General features: G+C 66.1%; 20 protein-coding genes. 8 read left to right on the top strand and 12 right to left on the bottom strand.

Translation table 11 applies throughout. From position 1 onward, the window contains the following. Nucleotides 1–284: 284 nt before the first annotated feature. Together glmM and JQ635_RS38510 are read right to left on the bottom strand one after the other, a co-directional pair. A complete protein-coding gene (gene glmM / locus JQ635_RS38515; protein WP_211414973.1) occupies nucleotides 285–1,628 on the bottom strand; it encodes a phosphoglucosamine mutase in 1,344 nt (447 codons plus the stop codon). A gap of 221 nt (nucleotides 1,629–1,849) precedes the next feature. Then, nucleotides 1,850–2,017 carry a hypothetical protein gene (locus JQ635_RS38510; protein WP_211414972.1) on the bottom strand — a complete coding sequence of 56 codons (168 nt, stop codon included), beginning with the start codon at nucleotides 2,015–2,017 and terminating at the stop codon, nucleotides 1,850–1,852. Nucleotides 2,018–2,123: 106 nt separating this feature from the next. Here JQ635_RS38510 and JQ635_RS38505 point away from each other — a divergent pair, with 106 nt between their 5' ends. Continuing rightward, nucleotides 2,124–3,260, top strand: coding sequence for an alpha-hydroxy acid oxidase (locus JQ635_RS38505; RefSeq protein WP_211414971.1), 1,137 nt, complete (start codon nucleotides 2,124–2,126; stop codon nucleotides 3,258–3,260). A 219-nt stretch (nucleotides 3,261–3,479) separates the two neighbouring features. Here the strand turns inward: JQ635_RS38505 and JQ635_RS38500 are convergent, their stop codons facing one another. The 7 genes from JQ635_RS38500 to JQ635_RS38470 form a co-directional block, all read right to left on the bottom strand. Then, the gene (locus JQ635_RS38500; protein WP_211414970.1) at nucleotides 3,480–4,106 is read right to left on the bottom strand and encodes a hypothetical protein; all 627 of its coding nucleotides are present in this window, start codon (nucleotides 4,104–4,106) and stop codon (nucleotides 3,480–3,482) included. Between the two features lie 58 nt (nucleotides 4,107–4,164). Continuing rightward, nucleotides 4,165–4,998 carry a shikimate dehydrogenase gene (locus JQ635_RS38495; RefSeq protein ID WP_211414969.1) on the bottom strand — a complete coding sequence of 278 codons (834 nt, stop codon included), beginning with the start codon at nucleotides 4,996–4,998 and terminating at the stop codon, nucleotides 4,165–4,167. Between the two features lie 133 nt (nucleotides 4,999–5,131). Further along, nucleotides 5,132–6,874, bottom strand: a complete 1,743-nt coding sequence (locus tag JQ635_RS38490; RefSeq protein ID WP_211414968.1) for a SulP family inorganic anion transporter — start codon at nucleotides 6,872–6,874, stop codon at nucleotides 5,132–5,134. A gap of 87 nt (nucleotides 6,875–6,961) precedes the next feature. After that, nucleotides 6,962–7,234, bottom strand: a complete 273-nt coding sequence (locus tag JQ635_RS38485) for a helix-turn-helix domain-containing protein (RefSeq protein ID WP_211414967.1) — start codon at nucleotides 7,232–7,234, stop codon at nucleotides 6,962–6,964. Nucleotides 7,235–7,554: 320 nt separating this feature from the next. Further along, nucleotides 7,555–9,603 (bottom strand): elongation factor G, encoded by a 2,049-nt coding sequence (locus tag JQ635_RS38480; RefSeq protein ID WP_211414966.1) that lies wholly within the window; start codon nucleotides 9,601–9,603, stop codon nucleotides 7,555–7,557. A gap of 155 nt (nucleotides 9,604–9,758) precedes the next feature. Further along, nucleotides 9,759–10,241, bottom strand: coding sequence for a DUF992 domain-containing protein (locus JQ635_RS38475; RefSeq protein WP_211414965.1), 483 nt, complete (start codon nucleotides 10,239–10,241; stop codon nucleotides 9,759–9,761). Between the two features lie 168 nt (nucleotides 10,242–10,409). Continuing rightward, complete coding sequence (locus JQ635_RS38470; protein WP_211414964.1) at nucleotides 10,410–11,612, bottom strand: pyridoxal phosphate-dependent aminotransferase; 1,203 nt, start codon at nucleotides 11,610–11,612, stop codon at nucleotides 10,410–10,412. A gap of 550 nt (nucleotides 11,613–12,162) precedes the next feature. Between JQ635_RS38470 and JQ635_RS38465 the strand changes: the two genes are divergently transcribed. From JQ635_RS38465 to JQ635_RS38440, 6 genes are all read left to right on the top strand, one after another. Continuing rightward, entirely contained in the window at nucleotides 12,163–12,813 is a 651-nt protein-coding gene (locus JQ635_RS38465) for a glutathione S-transferase family protein (protein ID WP_211414963.1), read from the top strand. 350 nt (nucleotides 12,814–13,163) lie between these two features. After that, nucleotides 13,164–13,340, top strand: coding sequence for a hypothetical protein (locus tag JQ635_RS38460; protein ID WP_007596747.1), 177 nt, complete (start codon nucleotides 13,164–13,166; stop codon nucleotides 13,338–13,340). Nucleotides 13,341–13,412: 72 nt separating this feature from the next. Beyond that, entirely contained in the window at nucleotides 13,413–13,571 is a 159-nt protein-coding gene (locus JQ635_RS38455; RefSeq protein WP_211414962.1) for a hypothetical protein, read from the top strand. Between the two features lie 121 nt (nucleotides 13,572–13,692). Beyond that, a complete protein-coding gene (locus JQ635_RS38450) occupies nucleotides 13,693–14,499 on the top strand; it encodes a PAS-domain containing protein (protein WP_211414961.1) in 807 nt (268 codons plus the stop codon). 71 nt (nucleotides 14,500–14,570) lie between these two features. Then, nucleotides 14,571–15,026: a GNAT family N-acetyltransferase gene (locus JQ635_RS38445; protein WP_211414960.1), complete on the top strand. Its 456-nt coding sequence runs from the start codon at nucleotides 14,571–14,573 to the stop codon at nucleotides 15,024–15,026. A gap of 251 nt (nucleotides 15,027–15,277) precedes the next feature. After that, entirely contained in the window at nucleotides 15,278–16,219 is a 942-nt protein-coding gene (locus tag JQ635_RS38440; protein WP_211414959.1) for an aldo/keto reductase, read from the top strand. 31 nt (nucleotides 16,220–16,250) lie between these two features. Here the strand turns inward: JQ635_RS38440 and JQ635_RS38435 are convergent, their stop codons facing one another. From JQ635_RS38435 to JQ635_RS38425, 3 genes are all read right to left on the bottom strand, one after another. After that, a complete protein-coding gene (locus JQ635_RS38435; RefSeq protein WP_130365379.1) occupies nucleotides 16,251–16,574 on the bottom strand; it encodes an antibiotic biosynthesis monooxygenase family protein in 324 nt (107 codons plus the stop codon). A 144-nt stretch (nucleotides 16,575–16,718) separates the two neighbouring features. After that, nucleotides 16,719–17,936: a DUF1501 domain-containing protein gene (locus tag JQ635_RS38430; protein ID WP_211414958.1), complete on the bottom strand. Its 1,218-nt coding sequence runs from the start codon at nucleotides 17,934–17,936 to the stop codon at nucleotides 16,719–16,721. Nucleotides 17,937–17,938: 2 nt separating this feature from the next. Continuing rightward, nucleotides 17,939–19,501: a DUF1800 domain-containing protein gene (locus tag JQ635_RS38425; RefSeq protein WP_211414957.1), complete on the bottom strand. Its 1,563-nt coding sequence runs from the start codon at nucleotides 19,499–19,501 to the stop codon at nucleotides 17,939–17,941. A gap of 114 nt (nucleotides 19,502–19,615) precedes the next feature. Here JQ635_RS38425 and JQ635_RS38420 point away from each other — a divergent pair, with 114 nt between their 5' ends. Then, nucleotides 19,616–19,819, top strand: coding sequence for a cysteine-rich CWC family protein (locus JQ635_RS38420; RefSeq protein ID WP_211414956.1), 204 nt, complete (start codon nucleotides 19,616–19,618; stop codon nucleotides 19,817–19,819). The last annotated feature ends 104 nt before the right edge of the window (nucleotides 19,820–19,923 follow it).

The following is a 19,923-nucleotide window of genomic DNA, read 5'->3' as shown; positions in this document are numbered from 1 at the left end:
TCGTCCATGGCACAGGTCTCCTTCCAACCCATCGGCAAGGCCCTCCTTGCCGACCAATTGACCTGTTACCCATGTCGCCGGTCTAGACTGTTACCCATGTAGCCGGTCAGGACCTCTCTTACCCTCTTCCCCTGTGGGAGAGGGTGGCTCGCCGCGTTAGCGGCGAGCCGGGTGAGGGGTCTCTATCCGCGCGTCGCATTGCTGATTGTGCAAGCGGATAGAGACCCCTCATCCGGCGCTTCGCGCCACCTTCTCCCACAAGGGGAGAAGGAAGAAAGCTCGCCTCAAGCCGCGGCCTGGCCCAGCGCGGAGACGATGGTGTCGACGACGTCCTCGACCAAATGGCGGTCCTCGCCTTCGCCCATGACGCGGATCACCGGCTCGGTGCCGGAGGAGCGGATCAGGAGGCGGCCGTGGCCGTTGAGGCGCTTCTCGCCATCGGAGATCGCCGACTTGACGTCGGAATCATCGAGCGGCTTGCCGCCCTTGTGGCGGACGTTCTTGAGGATCTGCGGCAGCGGATCGAAGCGATGGCACACCTCGGACACGGGACGCCGCAGCTTCTGCACCACCGCGAGCACCTGCAGGGCAGCGACAAAACCGTCGCCGGTGGTGGCGTAGTCGGACAGGATGATGTGGCCGGACTGCTCGCCGCCGAGATTGTAACCGCCGTTCAGCATCTGCTCGAGCACGTAGCGGTCGCCGACCGGCGTGCGCACGAGATCGATCCCCTGCCCTTTGAGGAAGCGCTCGAGGCCGAGATTGGACATCACGGTGGCGACGATGCCGGGACGCGAGAGGCGGCCGTCTTCCTTCCAGCTCTGCGCGATCACCGCGAGCAGCTGGTCGCCGTCGACGACATGGCCGCGCTCGTCGACCAGGATGACGCGATCGGCGTCACCATCCAGCGCGATGCCGATGTCGGCGCGCATCTCGCGCACCTTCTTCGACAGCGCCTCCGGCGAGGTCGAGCCGCAATCCTTGTTGATGTTGAAGCCGTCGGGCTCGACGCCGATCGGAACGACATCGGCGCCCAGCTCCCACAGCGCTTCGGGCACCACCTTGTAGGCGGCGCCGTTGGCGCAATCGATCACGACGCGCAAGCCCTCGAGCGACAGATCGCGCGGCAGCGTGCGCTTGGCGAATTCGATGTAGCGGTCATGCACGCCGTCGATGCGGCGGGCGCGGCCGAGGCTCGCGCTCTGTGCGAGCCGCTTGTCGATGGGCTCGTCGAGCAGCTGCTCGATCTGCCGCTCGACGTCGTCGGAGAGCTTGAAGCCCTGCGGCCCGAACAGCTTGATGCCGTTGTCCTCGAACAGATTGTGCGAGGCCGAGATCATCACGCCGAGATCGGCGCGCATCGACTTGGTCAGCATCGCCACCGCCGGCGTCGGCATCGGGCCGACCAGCAGCACGTCCATGCCGACCGAGGTGAAGCCCGCGACCATCGCGTATTCGATCATGTAGCCGGACAGGCGGGTGTCCTTGCCGATCACGACCCGGTGGCGGTGGTCACCGCGCTGAAACGCAAGGCCTGCGGCCTGGCCGACCTTGAGCGCGAGTTCCGGCGTGATCAGTCCGTTGGCGCGGCCCCGAATCCCGTCCGTCCCGAAATATTTGCGACTCATATCGTCCCCCAAGCAACAACCAGGGACTCCCCTCTGCAACCACGGGCTGCCCGAACGGGCCCCGCATCCCTGATTTGCCGAGGTCTTATAAAGCCATCGCGGCTAACTTGGCTTCAAAAAATATGATGAATCATTACGGAACCGACTCCGCGATCGCTTCGGTAACACATTGTTAACATTATAGTTCCGGCGTGACCAGCGGAAAGCAGACGGAACTTGCCCTAATCCGAGCGCTTCACATGGCCGTCGCCACGGCTCGGCGCCGGCTGGGTGACGTTGACGGGATCGGAACCGGGAAAGGTCTCTTCCAGCCCCTCCTCCAGCGCGTCCTCGAGGTCCTTCTTCTCCTTGATCTCTTTCGGCGAAGGTCTCGCGTGCGGCCTCGTCATGGCACCCTCCTCTCAAACGATTTGGCTGTGCATCCAACCATGCTAGATGACCCCTCGATCTTCCGATGCAAGACACTTGGGTAAAAGACGGGCCGGGGAAACGTTCATGAAGCACATCACCTGTATCGACGATCTTCGCGCGCTGCATAAGCGCCGCGTGCCGAAGGCCTTCTTCGACTATTGCGACCGCGGCTCCTATGCCGAGGAAACGCTACGCGCCAACCGCGAGGACATGCAGGCGATCAAGTTCCGCCAGCGCATCCTGGTCGACGTCTCCAAGCGCGACACCTCGACCATGATCCTCGGCGAGCCCTCGACCATGCCGCTGATCCTCGCGCCCGTGGGCCTGCTCGGCATGCAGCATGGCGACGGCGAAATTTACGCCTGCCGCGCTGCGCAGGCCGCCGGTATCCCGTTCACGCAATCGACCATGTCGATCTGCTCGATCGAGGACATCGCCGCCAATGTCGAGAAGCCGTTCTGGTTCCAGCTCTACGTGATGAAGGACCGCGGCTTCATCAAGGACCTGATCCAGCGCGCCATCGCCGCCAAGTGCAGCGCGCTGGTGCTCACGGTCGACCTACAGGTGATCGGCCAGCGCCACGCCGACATCAAGAACGGCATGACGGTGCCGCCGGAATGGTCGCTGTCGAAGCTGCTGGATTTCGCCAGCAAGCCGGCCTGGGTCTCCGGCGTGCTGCAGGGCAAGCGCCGCACCTTCGGCAACATCGCCGGCCACGTGAAGAACACCGAAGATCTCAACCGCCTCGCCGAGTGGACCGCCTCCCAGTTCGACACGTCGCTGAACTGGAAGGACGTCGAGTGGGTCCGGAGCATCTGGCCAGGCAAGCTGATCATCAAGGGCATTCTGGATGTCGAGGACGCCGAGGAAGCCGCCAAGACCGGCGCGCAGGCGCTCGTCGTCTCCAACCATGGCGGCCGACAGCTCGACGGCGCGCCGTCCTCGATCGAGGTGCTGCCGGAGATTGCCGATGCCGTCGGTGACAAGATGGAGATCATGTTCGACGGTGGCATCCGCTCCGGCCAGGACGTGATGCGTGCGCTCGCGCTCGGCGCAAAGTCCTGCATGATCGGCCGCGCCTATGCCTACGGCCTCGGTGCCGGCGGCCAGGCCGGCGTCGCCAAGGCGATCGACATCATCCAGAAAGAGCTGCTCACCACCATGGGCCTGTGCGGCGTCAACCGGATCGACGAAATCGACGATCACGTCATTGCGGTGTGAAGGAGTTTGCCGGGATACAGCTGCAATAACGGCCGTCGTCCCGGACAAGAGCGCCTCAAGCGCGCGCAGATCCGGGACCCATAGCCACAGGCGGACGTGGCTACGGGGACTCGGAGTGACCTGCTTCGCACCAAACTTCGTCTTGTGGTTATGGGTCCCGGATTTGCGCTGGCGCTTGTCCGGGACGACGGCGGAACTTGTGGCCGCTGTACGCGCGTCTCACATCGGCGGCGTCAGGCCGTCGCGGCCGACGCTGACGCGGTTGGTCTCGAACGAGCCGTCCGGCAGCTGCTTCATGAAGGCGATGACCTTGGCGCCGGTCTTCAGATCGGATTTGTCGCCGGGCACGTAGGTGACGACGGGCGTATCGGCAGAGACGAACACCTTCTTCTCGCCGTCCTTGTACTTGACCAGCAGCGTATGGCCGTCATTGCCGACAACACTCTCCGACACCGTGGCGTTGGTCATGCTCGAATTCGGCCTGAGGTCATAGGGCCGCGAGCCCTCGCCGGTGCCGCGCATGTTTTCCGGAAAGACATGGACCTCGACGGCATTGTTGCCGCCATCCGGTCCCGGCACGGTGGTGGCGCCGACGAAGGAGCCGACCTTGATGTCGGCGAGCGAGATCTTCGTAATCCCGGAGACGCGCACGTCGGAGGCGATGTGGAGCTTGACGTCCTCGCCGCTGCGCGACTTGACCTGCATGGTGTCGCCGCTGACGCTTTCGATGGTGCCGCGCACGCGCGTCGGCACCGGCGCCTTCTGCGCGAAGGCATGGATGGTCGAGAGGGCCACCATCGCAACGGCGATGAGCGGGCGTGTGAAAGTTACGCGTTCAATAGTCATGACGGTCTCCGATTGTCCCCACGGAGAGAGAAACTCCGGAAGACCGCCCGCTATTCTCTCAAGTCTTTGTGAGATCGGCCTCGACCAATGCGCGCAGCTCAGCCGTGACCTGCGGCCGCCGGCCGAACCACAGCTCGAAGCCGCGCACCGCCTGGTGGAGCAGCATGCCGAGCCCGTCGGCGGTCTTCAGGCCGCGCGCCTGCGCTGCAGCCAGCAGCGGCGTCACCAGGGGAACATAGACGAGATCGGCGACCACGGCTTCTTGCGGCAGGCGCGACACGTCGACATCGAGGGAGGGCTGGCCGTGCATGCCGAGCGAGGTCGTGTTCACGAGAAGTTTTGCGCGCGGCAGCACGTCGCCGATCGCGTCCCACGCAACAGGATGCACGTCCGGACCGAATTGTCTTGCGAGAGTCTCCGCCCGCGCGATGGTGCGGTTGGCGAGGTGGATGCGCTTGATGCCGCGCTCGCGCAGGCCGAACACGACGGCACGGGAGGAGCCGCCGGCACCAAGTACCAGCGCCTCTTCCGCCTTGTCCCAGCCGGGCGCGCTGGCATCGAGATTGCCGATAAAACCTTCGACGTCGGTGTTGGTCGAGCGCAGCTCGCCGTCTTCGAACCACAGCGTGTTGGCGGCGCCCACCGCCTTCGCCCGCGCATCGGGTGTCGACAGCGCCAGCACGGCCTCCTTGTGCGGGATGGTGACGTTGGCACCCACAAAACCGCGCAGCGAGAGCCGCAGCACGAAGTCGCGCAGATCCTCCGGAGGAACCGCCTCGATGACATACCCGCCTGCAATGCCGAGCGTGCGCAGCCAGTAATGATGGATCAGCGGCGAGCGCGAATGCGCAGCCGGCCATCCGATCAGACAGGCTGCGGGAGCCTTGGTCACGGTCGTCCTTCCCCTCGGTCGTTTCCGTGACGATCCATTTCGCGTCCCGCGGGCGCTGTCAAGCGCGCGGGCGCCGCATCGCGACGCCGCGACAGGCATCGATCAAACCGCCCGGCGCGAGACGTGCGCGCGGTCAGCCCGCCGCGGGCTCGTCGGCCGCCCTGCTCTTGATGTCGGCGACGGCGCGCTCGAGGCTCGTGCGATAGCGCGCGCGCGGCGGCGTCACGCCATGGGTGAGCAGCGCGCGGCGGACCGTGGGCGAGGCCCCGGTGATGAACAGCCTGATGCCCTGGCGGTGGGCCTTGGCGGCGACCCGCCCGAGCACGTTCGCCGCCGTCGAGTCCAGGAACGGCACCGCGGCGAAATCGACCACGAAGGCCTTGTGCTTGTCGGCGATGCCGTCGAGCACGCCGCCGATCGCCGAGGCGGCGCCGAAGAAGAACGCGCCGGAGATGCGATAGACCAGCACGTCACGGTCGACGGCGAGGGCGGGATCATAGGGCACGCGATCGCCATTGCCGTCGTCGGGGCGGTCGGCGGCGACCAGCGGCGTGCGTTCCTCGATGCCGGTCATCTCCGCCATGCGGTGGATGAACAGGACAGCGCCGAGCGCGAAGCCGACCAGAATGCCTTCGGTGAGGTCGCGGAAGATCGTGAGCAGGAAGGTCGCGAGCAGCACCACGGCGTCGCCCCAGGAAGAGCGCAGCAGCGTCGCGAACTCCTGCTTCTCCGCCATGGTCCAGGCGACCACCACGAGCACCGAGGCGAGCGCGGCGAGCGGGATGTAGCTGGCGAGCGGGGCTGCGATCAGCATGAACAGCAGCAGGAAGACCGAATGCAGCATGCCCGCCATCGGCCCGCGCCCGCCGGCGCGGATGTTGGTGGCGGTGCGCGCGATCAGGCCGGTGACGCAGATGCCGCCGAACAGCGCCGAGCCGATATTGGCCGCGCCTTGCGCGACCAGCTCGCAATTGGAGCGGTGACGGCGTCCGGTCATGCCGTCGGCCACCACCGCCGAGAGCAGCGATTCGATCGCGGCCAGCAGCGCGAACGCGATCGCGTCCGGCAGCACCGCTTTCGCCTTCTCCAGCGAGAACGCGGGCAGCGCCGGCGACGGCAATTCGCGCGGGATGCCGCCGAAGCGCGAGCCGATGGTCTCGACCGGCAGCGAGAACACCGCACATATGACGGCCGCGAACACGACCGCGATCAGGATGCCGGGCCAGGACGGCCGCCAGACCCGCAAGGCCGCGATGATGGCAATGCTGACGAGCGCGACCGCGACGGCCGACGGATTGATGGTGTGCAGGCCGCCCGCGAGCGCGACGAGCTTTGGAACGAACTCACTGGGCTCTTTGCCCGCGAGCGTGATGCCGCCGAGGTCGCGGAGCTGGCTCGCAAAGATGATCACGGCGATGCCGGCGGTGAAGCCGACCGTCACCGGATAGGGAATGAACTTGATGTAGGTGCCGACGCGCAGGAGCCCTGCGGCGATCAGGAACAGGCCCGCCATCATGGTGGCGAGGATCACGCCGTCGACGCCGTGCCGCTCCGCGGTCGCTGCGACCAAGACGATGAACGCACCGGCAGGTCCGCCAATCTGGAACCGGCTGCCGCCGAGCAGGGAGGCGATGAAGCCGCCGGCCACAGCAGTGTAGAGGCCGCGGTCCGGCGTCACGCCCGAAGCGATCGCGATCGCCATCGACAGCGGTAGCGCGACGATCGCCACCGTGAGGCCCGCGAACACGTCGGCGCGAAAATCCGACAGGTCGTAGCCCTCGCGCCAGACGGTGACGAGCTTCGGCAAATACAGTTCGGCAAAGGTCGGCTGGCGCAGCTGGTGCAGCCGGCTTGCGTAATCGCTGGTGATGCTCATGCACAACGCTCCGATGCATCGTGCGGCCGCGTGCGTCGGCGCGACGGTGCGTTAGTTCAAACTGCTCCCGGCATGATCATCTTGAGATCACGCCCCCACCCGACGCGGCGGCCCCGGCTCCTTCAGCCGAACCCCGCGTCCGCCTATGTCGCTGCGCGCCTGCTCGCCGATCAGCTCGACGCCGGCCCGGTCGAACGCCTCGACCACCCTCATCAAGGTCTCGACCACGCCGCGCACGTTGCCGGTCGATGCCTCCATCCGCTGGATGGTCGGCAGCGACACGCCGGCGAGCTCAGCCAGGGTTTTCTGGTCGATGCCGAGCAGCGCGCGGGCCGCCCGCATCTGGAACGAGGTGATCACCTTGGCCTTACGTGTCAGGGATTATAAGTGATATCTAGAACATATACAATGATGTAAAATACATCATTAAAGGGCGAATGCAAGAGACTGCCTGGCTGTCTCCTCCGTCATTGCGAGGAGCTCTTGCGACGAAGCAATCCAGACCGCCCCCTCGGAGACAGTCTGGATTGCTTCGCTGCGCTCGCAATGACGGAGGGAAGGAGAGCGCGAGAGTCCAACGTTCACCGCACGCGTGGAAACAGCCCCTCACCCCACCCTCTCCCCGCAAAGAGCGGGGAGAGGGTGTGAGAGAGTGCGCGTCCCTTACTGCGCGATTCAGATCACGCCGCGTGCTGATGCGCGGCGATGATCTGGTCGGCGGCGCGGCCCGTGACTTCGGCCATGTGGTCGAACGTGCGGGTGAAGCTGCCGGCGCCGGCGGTGGCCGAACGCAGCTCGACGATAAGCTCGCCGATCTCGGCTTCCGGCATCATCGCGCGGACGCAGTCCCAGCCGCTCCAGCCGTCGCGGGTGTCGAAGCCGAGAATCTGCCCGCGCCGCGCCGACAGGATCGCGTTGATCTTGGCGGTGGCATCGGTCGGACAGACGATCTCGACCACGTGGATCGGCTCCAGCAACACCGGCTGGCATTGCGGCAGGCCTTCGTTGAGCCCGACCCGCGCCGCCGTGCGGAAGGCGAGATCGGAGCTATCGACGCTGTGATAGGAGCCGTCGGTCAGCGTCACCTGCACGTCGGTGACGGGGAAGCCGAGCGGACCGCGTGTGAGCCCGTCGACGACGCCTTCCTCGACCGCCGGGATGTAGTTGCGCGGCACCGCGCCGCCGACCACCTTCTCGGCGAACTTGAAGCCGTCACCGCGCGGCAGCGGCTTGATGTCGAGCACGACGTCGCCGAACTGGCCATGACCGCCGGACTGCTTCTTGTGCCGGCCGCGCTGGGTGATCGGCTTGCGGATGGTCTCCTGATAGCCGATCGCGGGCGGATGCGAGGTGACCTTGACGCCGAAGCGGTCGCGCAAGCGCTCGCTGGCGACGCGCAGGTGCATCTCGCCCTGGCCCCACAGCACGGTGTCGTGGGTCTTGGGGTTCTGCACGATCAGGAGCGAGGGATCCTCCTCGTGCAGCCGCATCAGCGCCTGGCCGAGCTTGACGTCGTCCTTGCGGTCGGTGGCCGCGACCGAGATCGCGAGCACGGCCGAGGTCGGCTCCGCAGCGACCAGCGCCGCCGGCTGCGTCTTGCCGCTCGAGACCATGTCGCCGGTCTTGACCGGATCGAGCTTGGCGAGCGCCACGGTGTCACCGGCTTCCGCCGATGCACGCTTGGTGTCGTAGGCGCCGTTGACGGCGAGGATGCCGGAGATGCGCCCCGCGCCGCCGGAGGAGGATTGCAGCGTGGCGCCGTCGTCGAGATGACCGGCGAGCAACCGCGTCAGCGACAGCTTTCCGCCGTGCTGCGAATGCAGCGTCTTGAAGACGTAGCCGAGCGCGTCCTTGCTCTCGGGCGCACCGAGACGTTTTGCGGTCTCGGCGACGCCGGGCGCCTCGTGGCGCAGCGCCTTCATCAGGCGCAGCACGCCGTTTTCGCGTGCGGCCGCGCCCAGCAGCACCGGGCAGATCACCCCTTCGCGCAGTTCGCGGGCGAGATCGTCGAACACGGCATCGCGGGGCGGCTGGATGTCCTCCAGCAGCTGCTCCATCAGCGCGTCATCGTGGTCGGCGAGCTTCTCCAGCATCGAGAAGCGGGCTTCCTTCTCACGGTCGAGATCGCCGCCTGCGAGCGCGATCACCTCGGAGGCCTTGTGCTCGCGATAGATGAAGGCGCGCTCCAGCGCGAGATCGACGAAGCCCTCGATCAGCTCGCCCTTCCAGATCGGGATCTGGCGCAGCACCAGCGGCACGCGCGAGGCGGGCTGCAGCATCGAGAGGGTTTCGCGGACGCGCTGGCTGGCGCGATCGATCTTGTTGAGGAACAGGAAACGCGGGATCTTCAGCTCCTCCAGCTCGCGCAGGATGATCTGAAGCTGCGGCAGCTTCTTCTCGTCGGCCTCGCAGACCACGATCGCGGCATCGACCGCGGGCAGCGCGGCGCGCATGTCGTGGGCGAACTCAACGGAACCGGGACAATCGAGGAAGGTGTAGCTGTCGCCCATGAAACTCGTGGTGGCGGCAGTGAGGCCGACGGTCATCTTGTGATGACGGGCCTCCGGGGTGGCGTCGCCGACGGAAGTTCCGGCGTCGACGCTGCCGGCGCGCGGGATTGCGCCCGTTCGCGCCAATATTGCTTCAAGAAGTGTGGTTTTACCGCTTTGGAAAGGGCCCACCAGCGCGATGCACCGTGGACCTCGGGGACTTCTGACGTCTTGTCCCATTTCGCCGCCTCCTTGGTGTGGAGCTCGGCCCATGATTGGGTCGGCAAACGCAGATGCTCTGCCCGTCCCCTAGATTTGGCAAGCGTCAAACGTCGCTGCGGTGCGTCGTCAGTAAAATCGCGCCGCTTCGCGCGGCGCGATCACACGCAAAAGTGTTAACGGCCCGGACGGAGTTCCAGGCTTTCGAGGCCGGCAGCGATGTTGAGGCCGACCTGGCCCTGCACGCTCAGCGGCTGAAGCGCGATCGAGTTGTTGGAGCCGCCGACCAGCACATTGCCACCGAGGCCGACGCCGACCGAGGCGCTGCCCTGCGCGCCAGCGTAATTGCCGGAGAGATCGCCGGGGCCGAGCCGGTCGACCGGCGCGAACACGCCCCACGCCAGCGTGGTCTCCTGGGTGATGCCGATGTCGAGGCCGACTTTCCGGATCGTCGCGACATAGCGGTCTTCAGGCAAGCCGTCGGCGCGCAGCACGCAGCCGAGATTGGTCACGGATCCCACGATGAAGCCGACGCTGGCGCCGCCGCGGCATTCGAGCACGCCGACCCGGACCATCCGCTGCTGCTGCGCGCTGCTGCTTGCGACGGAGGCAACGAGGCTGGCAGCGGCGAGCCCGGCGAAGATGAACGAACGGCGCATGAAATATCTCCGGCTTTGTATGATGCGAGCAGAGAGAGCACCCCACCCGTGTTGCGCGATGGTCTATGCCACAAGAGTTTTGGAGTTGCCAGATCGCGCGCGACGATAGGCGTGCAAACAAAAAAAGGCCCGCCGAAGCGGGCCTTTCCAATTCGCACTGTCTTCGGCTTACCGCAGATTGCCGCAGAAGCGCTGGATGCGCTTGCAGGCGTCTTCGAGGTCCGAGGTCTTGGTCGCATAGGAGATGCGGAAGGCCGGGCCGAGGCCGAAGGCCGAACCCTGCACCACGGCGACGCCTTCGGTCTCCAGCAGCTCGGTGACGAACTGCTCGTCATTGCTGATCACGTTGCCCGACGGCGCCTTCTTGCCGATCGTGCCGGCGCAGGACGGATAGACGTAGAACGCACCCTCGGGACGCGGGCACTCGATGCCGTTCGCCTGGTTGAGCATGGAGACGACGAGGTCGCGGCGCTCCTTGAACACCTTGTTGTTGGCGGGGATGAAGTCCTGCGGACCGTTCAGCGCTTCCACCGAAGCCCACTGCGCGATCGAGCACGGGTTCGAGGTCGACTGCGACTGGATGGTCGACATCGCCTTGATGAGCTGGGCGGGGCCGCCGGCGTAGCCGATGCGCCAGCCGGTCATGCAATAGGCCTTCGATACGCCGTTCACCGTCAGCGTGCGGTCGTAGAGGCTAGGCTCGACCTGCGCGACCGTGGTGAACTGGAAGTCGTCATAGACAAGGTGCTCGTACATGTCGTCGGTCATCACCCAGACATGCGGATGCTTGACCAGCACGTCGGTGAGCGCCTTCAGCTCGGCACGGGTGTAGGCCGCGCCGGTCGGGTTCGACGGCGAGCACAGGATCACCCATTTGGTCTTCGGCGTGATCGCGCGCTCGAGCGCCTCGGGCTGCAGCTTGAAGCCGGCCGCGGCGGTGCAGACCACCGGCACCGGCTCGCCGCCGGCGAGCGCCACCATTTCAGGATAGCTGACCCAATAGGGCGCGGGGATGATCACCTCGTCGCCCGGATTGATGGTCGCCATCAGCGCATTGTAGAGCACCTGCTTGCCGCCGGTGCCGACGATGATCTGGTTCGGCTTGTAGACGACGCCGTTCTCGCGCTGGAACTTCGCGATGATGGCTTCCTTCAGCTCGGGGATGCCGTCGACCGCGGTGTACTTGGTCTTGCCGGCTTCGATGGCGCGGATCGCCGCCAGCTTGATGTTGGCGGGCGTGTCGAAGTCGGGCTCGCCGGCACCGAGGCCGATGACGTTGCGGCCCGCCGCTTTCAGCGCGCGTGCTTTATCCGTGACCGCGATGGTCGCGGACGGCTTCACACGGTCGAGCGCAGCGGCAAGGAAGGACATCGTCATCTCCTGACAAGCGTCGTGAACCCTTTGGCCTCACGACTGTGATTGTGGGAATGGAGCCACCCTAAAACGTGTGCCGCTGCACCGCAAGAAACTTCGGCCCGATCCCGCAAAAGTTTACGGATTCCGCCGCTTCGAGGCACGATTTCCCGCAATTTTCCGTAACTTTGCCGCGCAAACCGCTCATATCCAGCAAGGCTTGTCCTCGGAGCAATTTCAGGCCGTTCGGACCGCCGAGAACCGACCACGAGGCTGACGTTTCCGAGGACGCCCGGGAGCCTCGCGCCGATCGTTAACGCCCGGCGCGATCACGGCCGCTCAACGTCTCACACGATGCGCGGCGCAACGCGTCCACGCGTTGACGCAAGCGTGATCTGACTTGCAGCGTTGCGTGGAAATGATCTTCCGCGGCATTGCAGTGCGGTAGGGTTTTCGAGTTTTTCTATGGGCCGGCTCTTGCGGCGGATTCGCATCGGCATCATTGTTTAGCCGCGGCGCGTGGGCAGGATGCGCCGCGCTTCCCCGTCCCAGGTTCAGAACTCCCAGAATGTACAAGCTCTATTCGATGCAACGCTCGGGCAACAGCTACAAGGTCCGCCTTGCGCTGGCGCTGTTGAACCTGCCCTACGAAGCGGTCGAGGTGGACATTCTGCGCGGCGAGAGCCGCACGCCGGACTTCCTGTCCAAGAACCCGTCGGGCCAGGTGCCGCTGCTCGAGGTCGGCGGGGACCGCTATCTCGCCGAGTCCAACGCCATCCTTTGGTACGTCGCCGTCGGCACGCCGCTCGCACCGGAGAACCGCATCGACCGCGCCGAGGCGCTGCAATGGATGTTCTTCGAGCAGCACGCGCTCGAGCCGAATATCGGCGCCGCCTATTTCTGGCTGTCGCTGGTCAAGGGCGGCCGCGACCTGCAGACCCACGCGCTGGAGGACTGGATGGAGCGCGGCTATGGCGCGCTCCAGGTGATGGAGAACCACCTCAAGACCACCCCCTACTTCGCCGCCGGCCAGCTCACGGTCGCCGACATCGCGCTCTACGGCTACACCCACCTCGCCGACCGCTGCGACTTCGACCTTTCGACCTTCCCGGCGATCCGGGACTGGCTGAAGCGCGTCGAGGCCGCGCCCGGCTTCGTGTCGATGGATTGGCGTCCGGCCGACATCGACAACCCCGCCAGCATCGCGGCGGGGGCCTGAAAAGCACGGAAGACCGGGCTTGTTTGCCGCTACGAAGAAGGTGCGCTCCCTCTCCCGCTTGCGGGGGAGGGCTGGGGTGGGGGTGTTTCCGCGACGGGATACTCCCGATGCGGAGAGAGCCCCCTCCCGGCGCTTCGCGCCGACCTCCCCCGCAAGCGGGAGAGGTGCACCGAGTTCGCGGCTCGACGGATCCACAACCACTCAAAGCGTTAAGAAATAGCGGGTATATCGTTAACCTTTGCCGCGATCCCGCCATATTCGGCGCGCCGACCGCCGCAATATTGCCGGTTGAAATGGTGAAATTGTTCTGCGTCGCGGGTGATTCGCTCGCACGTTGAAGGATTTAGACCATGATTCGGGCGTCCGGCACGGCAGGCTTTCAGGGCCAACCCGCTACCGTTTCGTCTTCCCGGCTGACCAACGCGGTCGCGGCCTCGCTCGCCGTCGCCGCACTCTCGCTGTGCCTGATCGTCACCCTGACAGTGCTGTCGACCAAGGCGACCATGGCGATGGGCCTGCCGGTCTGATTCCCGTTTCATCCTGGACCGCCTTCAAGGTGCCGCGCGCCCCGCGCTGACCGGCATCGCGACGGGACGTCGATGAAATCACCTGTGGTCGTCGTTGCAATTACCCTGACCGCGGCCATCCTGGTCGCGGCGTCGCTGTTGATTTTCACCGGCATGCGCAAGAGCTCGGGCATCTCGACGCTGAATGCCCCGGCGTCGCAGCAGCGCCTCAGGCATTCGCATTTGGTCTAAAATCATCCGAAAGCTTGGCGCGCCCTAGCAAGCCGCCCTTAAGCACTCCACACGATTCCTCACCGCGCCGGCGCAACAATCGGTCAGTGTTGCAGCGTTCCCTCGTTCGGGGAGGAACGAGATGCGGTTCGGATGGCGTGCGATCTCCGGTCCGATGCTGACGGTAGCGATCACGCTGCTGGCGATCCTGCTCGATCGCTCCGTTCACATTCCCTCGCCTGCACCGCTGTTCGTCTGCGTCGTCGCGCTTGCCGGCGCGCTGGCGGGTTTCGCCTCCGCCATGACCAGTGCGGCCCTCGCGGTCGCCGGCGCAGCACTGTTCTTCGCCGGCCATCGCGCCGTGCCCCTCCATGCCAGCGCGGATCTGGTCGGCCTGCTCGCTGTGACGGCCTTCGGCACCGCAGGAATCACCGGCCTGATGCGCGAGCGGCTGCTCGCCGCCTTCGCCACCGAGCGCCAGAGCCACGCCACCGCCGCGCGCCTGTCGGCCGCGCTCGACCAGGTCGATATCGGCATCGTGCTGCTCGACACGGAGACGCGCGCCGAATTCATCAACCGCGCCTTCCGCGATTATTTTGCGGTGCCGGACGACATCGCCGACGGCAAGCCGCCCTTCATCGCGCTGATGTATCACAGCCGCGACACCGGCGCGTTCGAATTGCCCGAGGACGAGCTCAGCACCTTCATCGCACAGCGCATGGAGATGGTGCGGGTCGGCGATGCGACGCCGATCAACATCAAATTGCGCAATGGCGAGGTGCTGCGCTTCGTCTGCGCCGCGCTGCCCGACGGCGGGCGCATGCTGAGCTATACGCCGGTCACCGACCTCGTGCGCCACACCGATGCGCCGGCGCGTGCCGACTACTACCGCTCGCTGCGCGATCCCACAGGCCGCAGGCTGATCCGTTACTTGCGGGCCGCGGAGTGACGCGACTGGCGATTGATCGACGCGCCCTTCATCACGTATGAAGGACGCTTCATCGATCGCGGAATTCTCACATGTCGCTCACCATTCGCTCCGTCACGAGGCAGGACTACGATCAGTGGCTGCCGCTGTGGGACGGCTACAATGCTTTCTACGGCCGCTCGGGCCCGACCGCACTTGCGCCGGAGATCACGCGGATGACCTGGCAGCGCTTCTTCGATGCCTATGAGCCGGTGCATGGCTTGGTCGCCGAGAGCGACGGCAAGCTGCTTGGCATGACGAACTATCTGTTCCATCGCAGCACCACCGCGATCGAGCCGTCCTGCTATCTGCAGGACCTGTTCACGCTCGAGGCCTCGCGCGGCAAGGGCGTCGCCTCGGCGCTGATCTACGGCGTCTACGAGCGCGCCAAGCTGGCGGGGTCGCCGCGGGTCTACTGGCAGACGCACGAGACCAACGTCACCGCGCAAAGCCTGTACGACAAGGTCGCGGAGCGGTCCGGCTTCATCGTCTATCGCAAGATCTTCTGATCCGCGCACACCCTGTGGATAAGTCGGCCTGTCACCCGCACGTTACATAGCGGGACTAGGCTGCAGCTGCGTCTGATCAGGCCCCCCGTCACCGATCAAGCGCCCCAAAGCGGTCCCCGTCAGTCGCCGCGTCTGACAGGGGCCGCATTTTTTTGTGCGCGCTGTCGGCATGGCAGCAGCGCGGCGGGCAGCTTGCTGCTGCGGCGCACGGCGGTCAGAATGACTGCCGCTCATCTCCGACAGGATCTTTCATGGAAATTCGCAATCTCGGCGCCTCCGGCCTTCGCGTGTCCGCGGTCGGGCTCGGCTGCAACAATTTCGGCCAGCGCACCGACCTCGAGACCTCGCGCAAGGTGATCCATCGCGCGCTCGACCTCGGCATCACGCTGTTCGACACCGCCGACATCTATTCGAACATGGGCGGCTCGGAGACCGTGCTCGGCACGGTGCTGGGCGATCGTCGCAAGGACATCGTGCTGGCGACGAAATACGCCAAGCCAATGGCCGAGGACGGCACCAAGCAGGGCGCCTCGCGCCGCTACATCATGGAGGCCGTGGAAGCGAGCCTCAAGCGGCTGAAGACCGATTACATCGATCTCTACCAGCAGCACGACTATGACCCGCTGACGCCGATCGAGGAGAGCCTGCGCGCGCTCGACGATCTCGTCCGCCAGGGCAAGGTCCGCTACATCGGCAATTCGAACTTCCCGGCCTGGCGGATCGCGGAAGCGGAGTACGTCGCGCGCGCGATGAATGTCAGCCGCTTCGTCTCCTGCCAGGACGAATATTCCCTGCTCGTGCGCGACATCGAGAAGGACCTGCTGCCGGCCGCAACGGAATACAAGCTCGGCCTGCTGCCGTTCTTCCCGCTCGCGAGCGGCCTGTTGACCGGCAAGTACAAAAAAGGCGAGGCCGCACCCGGCGACACCCGCTTCGGCAAGGTGCCGCGGCTGCGCGACCGCTACGTCACGCCGCGCAACGAGGACATCGTCGAGACGCTCCAGGCCTTCGCGAAAGCGCGCGGCCATTCGATGCTGGAACTCGCCTTCTCCTGGCTCGCCGCGCGCCCGCAAGTGTCGAGCGTGATTGCCGGCGCGACCCGCGTCGAGCAGATCGAGGAGAACGTCAAGGCGATCGCCTGGAAGCTCAGCGCTGAGGAGATGGCCGAGATCGACAGGATCACGCTGCGCTGAGACTTGCGGCGCTGATCTCTGCGGCGCGGCGCTACTTCGCGCCGCGTCCGACCGTCTGCATCACCTCAAAACCCTCGAACTGGGGATGGCCGAGATACAGCGGCTTGTTGTCGCCAGCTTTGTGATGCGCGGCCCGAAAAGCCTCCGACTTGGTCCAGGCCTCGAACGCTGCGTGGTTCGCCCACACGGTGTGCGAGGCGTACAGCGTGTGATCCTCGGCTTCCGGCCCACGCAGCAAATGGAATTCGACGAAGCCCGGCACCTTGTCCAGATGGGTGTCGCGGGTGAGCCAGACCTGCTCGAAGGCGGACTCGGAGCCCTTGGCGACGCGGAAGCGGTTCATGGCGATGTACATGGGGGGTGGTCTCTCCTGATGTTCGGCTCATCATGTCGTCATTCCGGGACGCGCCGCAAGGCGCGGGCCCGGAATCCATTTTGCGGCGGAGTTTGCGGATGAATGGATTCCGGGTTCGCGCTGACGCGCGCCCCGGAATGACGGCTAGGCAGCTAGCCCCTTCATCGGCCTTGCGCTTGCGCTATCCGGGAACACCGTTTCCGCCAGCACGCGATCGGACAGGCCGAACTGATCCTGCAGCACGCCTTTGATCACCGCGCGCAGATCCGTCGTGGGCTTGAGGTCGCGGGCCTCATACAAGTTCGCGAGCTTCAGGCCCGGCCAATCCGAGATGACGCGGCCGCCTTTCACCGCGCCGCCGGCGAGCAGCGCGATGGTGGCGGTGCCGTGGTCGGTGCCGTCGGTGCCGTTGATGCGCGCGGTGCGGCCGAACTCGGTGGCGACGACGACGACGGTGTCGCGCCAGCGGTCGCCGAGGCCGCTCTCGAACTCTGCGAGCGCGCCGTCGAGCCCGCCGAGCAGGAACGCGAGACGCCCCACCGGGCCGCCCTCATTGGCATGCGTATCCCAGCCGTCGAAGGCGAGCGCGGCGATGCGCGGACCGTCGTCGGCCGCCATCAGCTTTGCGGCGCCGCGCGCGACCTGGCGCATCTGCGCGACCTGATTGCCGCCCTTCGGCTTCATGTCGTCGCCACTGGCGACCTTGTCGAGCTGGAGACCTTGCGACAGCGCCGCGGCCAGCGCGGGATCGCGGTGGCGGTAGAGATCGACGAGCCGCATCGCGGTGTCGTCATCGGCCTGCGGCAGCGCGACCGGCGCCCAGCCGACCGTCGGCGCGTTGCCGCGCAGCACCAGCGGCGTGGTCGGCCCGACGGCAAGCCCGCTCGACACGCGCTCGCCGCGCGGGAGCGCTTCGAGCGCGCGATTGAGCCAACCGGACTGCACGCGGCCCGGACCGGCATAGCCGCTTTCGAGCACGTCCTGCCCGTCGAAATGCGAACGGTCACGATAGGGCGTCGCCACCGCATGGATCACCGCGGCATGCTTGTCGCGATACATGCGTGCGAACTCCGGCATCGCCGGATGCAGCGCGAAGAAGCTGTCGAGCATGATCGCGGGATGCGCGCCATCAGCCGTGAGCGCGATCGAGCCGTGCAGGCCGGCGTAGTCGGGGTCGCCGAGCGGCGCGACGGTCGAGAGCCCGTCGAGCGCGCCGCGCAGGATCACGACGATCAATCTGGGATCGCGTCCGCCGGCCGCGCGCGCGAATTTCGGCAGGTAAGCCCACGCCACGAAGGAGGCGCCGCCGAGCAAGAGGCCGCGGCGCGAGGTAAGGAGCCGGTTCTCGACGCAGTCGATCATCATCATCTCCTCTGCATTTCCGGCGACATCAGCAATAGCGCCAGCGCCTGCTGCCGCGACTCCGCCCGCTCGATGGTCTTGCGCGTTTCGATCGAGGCCGCATCGGCCGCGGCGAATTCGAGCAGGTCGAGCGGATCGATGTTGGGCCCAAGTCGCGCACCCATCTGCGCGGCGATGTCGAGCCTCAGCTTCATGCCTTCGGGCGCGGCCCAGGCGGCGCTGGTGTCCGGAAAACCGTTGGGCCCCGCCGGCGACCACATGGGCTGGCCGAGCAAATTGAGATTGTTCAGATAGCCGCCGGGGTCCTCCGGCACGCGCGCGAGCAGCCGGCCGCTCGCGACCAGGAAATCATATGGCGAGCGCATCTTGGTCAGCGGCGCCTTCCAGGCCTCGTCGGAATCGACCAGCGCCGTCGCCATCGCCTTGAGGTCACCATCGGTCTTGACGAAGACATCGCGCAGCCGCGCGACCAAAGCCGGCGGCGGATCGTCGGCGACGAAATGGCGGACGAATTTGGTGGCGATGAAATTCGCCGTCGAAGGATGCCGCGCGATGTCGGCGAGCGCGGCTTCGCCCTGCGCCAGGCCGGTCGGCTCATAGGTCTTGCCGAGCAGCATTTGCGGTCCGGGCTGGTGCGCATTGGTGTTGAACACGAAGGAGCCTGGTGTGCCGAGCTGCCCCTGCCTTCCGGCGAAGGTCCAGCCGGTGATGATGCGCGCGAGCGAGGTGACGTCGTCCTGCGTGTAGCCGCCGCCGACGCCGAGCGTATGCAGCTCCATGATCTCGCGCGCGAGGTTTTCGTTGAGCCCGCGCTTGCGGTTCTGGCCCGCGCGCGAGTCCGGTCCGAGCGATTGCTGGTTGTCGAGGAAGAACAGCATGGCCGGATGCTGTTCGACGGCCTTCAGCATGTCGGCGAAGCGTCCTAGCACATGCGGCCTGATCGCCTCGCGCTCGAACGCGCCGGCCCAGATCCGCGCCAGCTCGCCCTTGCTCGCGGAGATGCAGAAATGATTGGACCAGAACACGACGAGACGCTCGGTGAAGCCGCACTCGACCAGCGTCGCGCGCTGCAGGCGCGCCAGCGCCTCGGCGCGAAAGGTCTTTTGAATCACGTTGAGCGGCTGCGGCGCGGGCTTTGCCGCCGGCGGCGGGGCCGCGTTCGGCTGCATGGTCTCGGGCTTCGCTGCATTGTCGGCTGGCTTCGCGTCGGCCATCTGGCCGGCGATCTCGGTTGCGGCGGTATTGAGCGAGAGATTGCGGCGCAGGGCGGGCTTCTGATCGGTTGGCGCCTGCGGTGGCGGCGCTTCGGGCGGCGTGCCGGCCTTGGCGGCGGCCTCGCGCGCCTGCTTGACCTGATCCTGATAAGCGAACACCGCCTGCCCGAGTTGCGGCGTCGATTGCAGGCCCGGCGCCTCCAGCAGCACGCCGTTGGCACGGGCCAGTTCCGCCTTCACGAAACCTCGGGGATCGGAGGCGGCGTTGATGAGATCACCCGATGCGCCGCCACGGGCGCCGAAGCCAAAGCGGTTGAGCGCAACGAGGGCGGCTTGCGAATCGCGGGCCATCGATTTGTCCTTCGCGGATTGCCAACCGCTTTCCTGATGCGTGCGCGGCGCATAATATACCGCAGCAACAGATGAACCCGACATGAAAATGACGGCGCAGCTTTTGGGCAAATCATGACAATTCCGAAAGAAATTCCCTCGCCGGAACCGCGCCGCCTGGCCTGCTCCCGCTGCGGCACCGAGTTCGGCTGCGATCTCTCCGGCAATTGCTGGTGCGCGGAGGAAACCGCGCGCCTGCCGATGCCGGTCAAGGGCGAGGATTGTCTGTGCCAGGCGTGCTTGCGGAAGGCGGCGGCAGAGGCGAGCGCTGCTGGTTAGACGCGAGAGCGCGCGACACACACCAGTGTCGTCCCGGCGAACGCCCTAGGGCATGCACGTATCTAGTGCGGCGGATTGACTCGGGTTGGCCACAGGGGATTCCA

This window comes from Bradyrhizobium iriomotense (assembly GCF_018130765.1).
Classification (GTDB): Bacteria; Pseudomonadota; Alphaproteobacteria; order Rhizobiales; family Xanthobacteraceae; genus Bradyrhizobium; species Bradyrhizobium iriomotense_A.
The sequence above is the reverse complement of the archived record's forward strand: the minus strand, read 5'-3'. Positions and strand labels throughout refer to the sequence as shown.

Bases quoted from the DNA above. Each gene is read 5' to 3' on its own strand.
- JQ635_RS38435 (WP_130365379.1), bottom strand. From the start codon at position 16,574: ATGTACATCGCCATGAACCGCTTCCGCGTCGCCAAGGGCTCCGAGTCC.
- JQ635_RS38500 (WP_211414970.1), bottom strand. From the start codon at position 4,106: ATGACTATTGAACGCGTAACTTTCACACGCCCGCTCATCGCCGTTGCG.
- JQ635_RS38420 (WP_211414956.1), top strand. From the start codon at position 19,616: ATGACAATTCCGAAAGAAATTCCCTCGCCGGAACCGCGCCGCCTGGCC.
- JQ635_RS38425 (WP_211414957.1), bottom strand. From the start codon at position 19,501: ATGGCCCGCGATTCGCAAGCCGCCCTCGTTGCGCTCAACCGCTTTGGC.
- glmM (WP_211414973.1), bottom strand. From the start codon at position 1,628: ATGAGTCGCAAATATTTCGGGACGGACGGGATTCGGGGCCGCGCCAAC.
- JQ635_RS38490 (WP_211414968.1), bottom strand. From the start codon at position 6,874: ATGAGCATCACCAGCGATTACGCAAGCCGGCTGCACCAGCTGCGCCAG.
- JQ635_RS38480 (WP_211414966.1), bottom strand. From the start codon at position 9,603: ATGGGACAAGACGTCAGAAGTCCCCGAGGTCCACGGTGCATCGCGCTG.
- JQ635_RS38450 (WP_211414961.1), top strand. From the start codon at position 13,693: ATGCGGTTCGGATGGCGTGCGATCTCCGGTCCGATGCTGACGGTAGCG.
- JQ635_RS38440 (WP_211414959.1), top strand. From the start codon at position 15,278: ATGGAAATTCGCAATCTCGGCGCCTCCGGCCTTCGCGTGTCCGCGGTC.
- JQ635_RS38430 (WP_211414958.1), bottom strand. From the start codon at position 17,936: ATGATCGACTGCGTCGAGAACCGGCTCCTTACCTCGCGCCGCGGCCTC.
- JQ635_RS38475 (WP_211414965.1), bottom strand. From the start codon at position 10,241: ATGCGCCGTTCGTTCATCTTCGCCGGGCTCGCCGCTGCCAGCCTCGTT.
- JQ635_RS38470 (WP_211414964.1), bottom strand. From the start codon at position 11,612: ATGTCCTTCCTTGCCGCTGCGCTCGACCGTGTGAAGCCGTCCGCGACC.
- JQ635_RS38445 (WP_211414960.1), top strand. From the start codon at position 14,571: ATGTCGCTCACCATTCGCTCCGTCACGAGGCAGGACTACGATCAGTGG.
- JQ635_RS38455 (WP_211414962.1), top strand. From the start codon at position 13,413: ATGAAATCACCTGTGGTCGTCGTTGCAATTACCCTGACCGCGGCCATC.
- JQ635_RS38465 (WP_211414963.1), top strand. From the start codon at position 12,163: ATGTACAAGCTCTATTCGATGCAACGCTCGGGCAACAGCTACAAGGTC.
- JQ635_RS38505 (WP_211414971.1), top strand. From the start codon at position 2,124: ATGAAGCACATCACCTGTATCGACGATCTTCGCGCGCTGCATAAGCGC.
- JQ635_RS38510 (WP_211414972.1), bottom strand. From the start codon at position 2,017: ATGACGAGGCCGCACGCGAGACCTTCGCCGAAAGAGATCAAGGAGAAG.
- JQ635_RS38460 (WP_007596747.1), top strand. From the start codon at position 13,164: ATGATTCGGGCGTCCGGCACGGCAGGCTTTCAGGGCCAACCCGCTACC.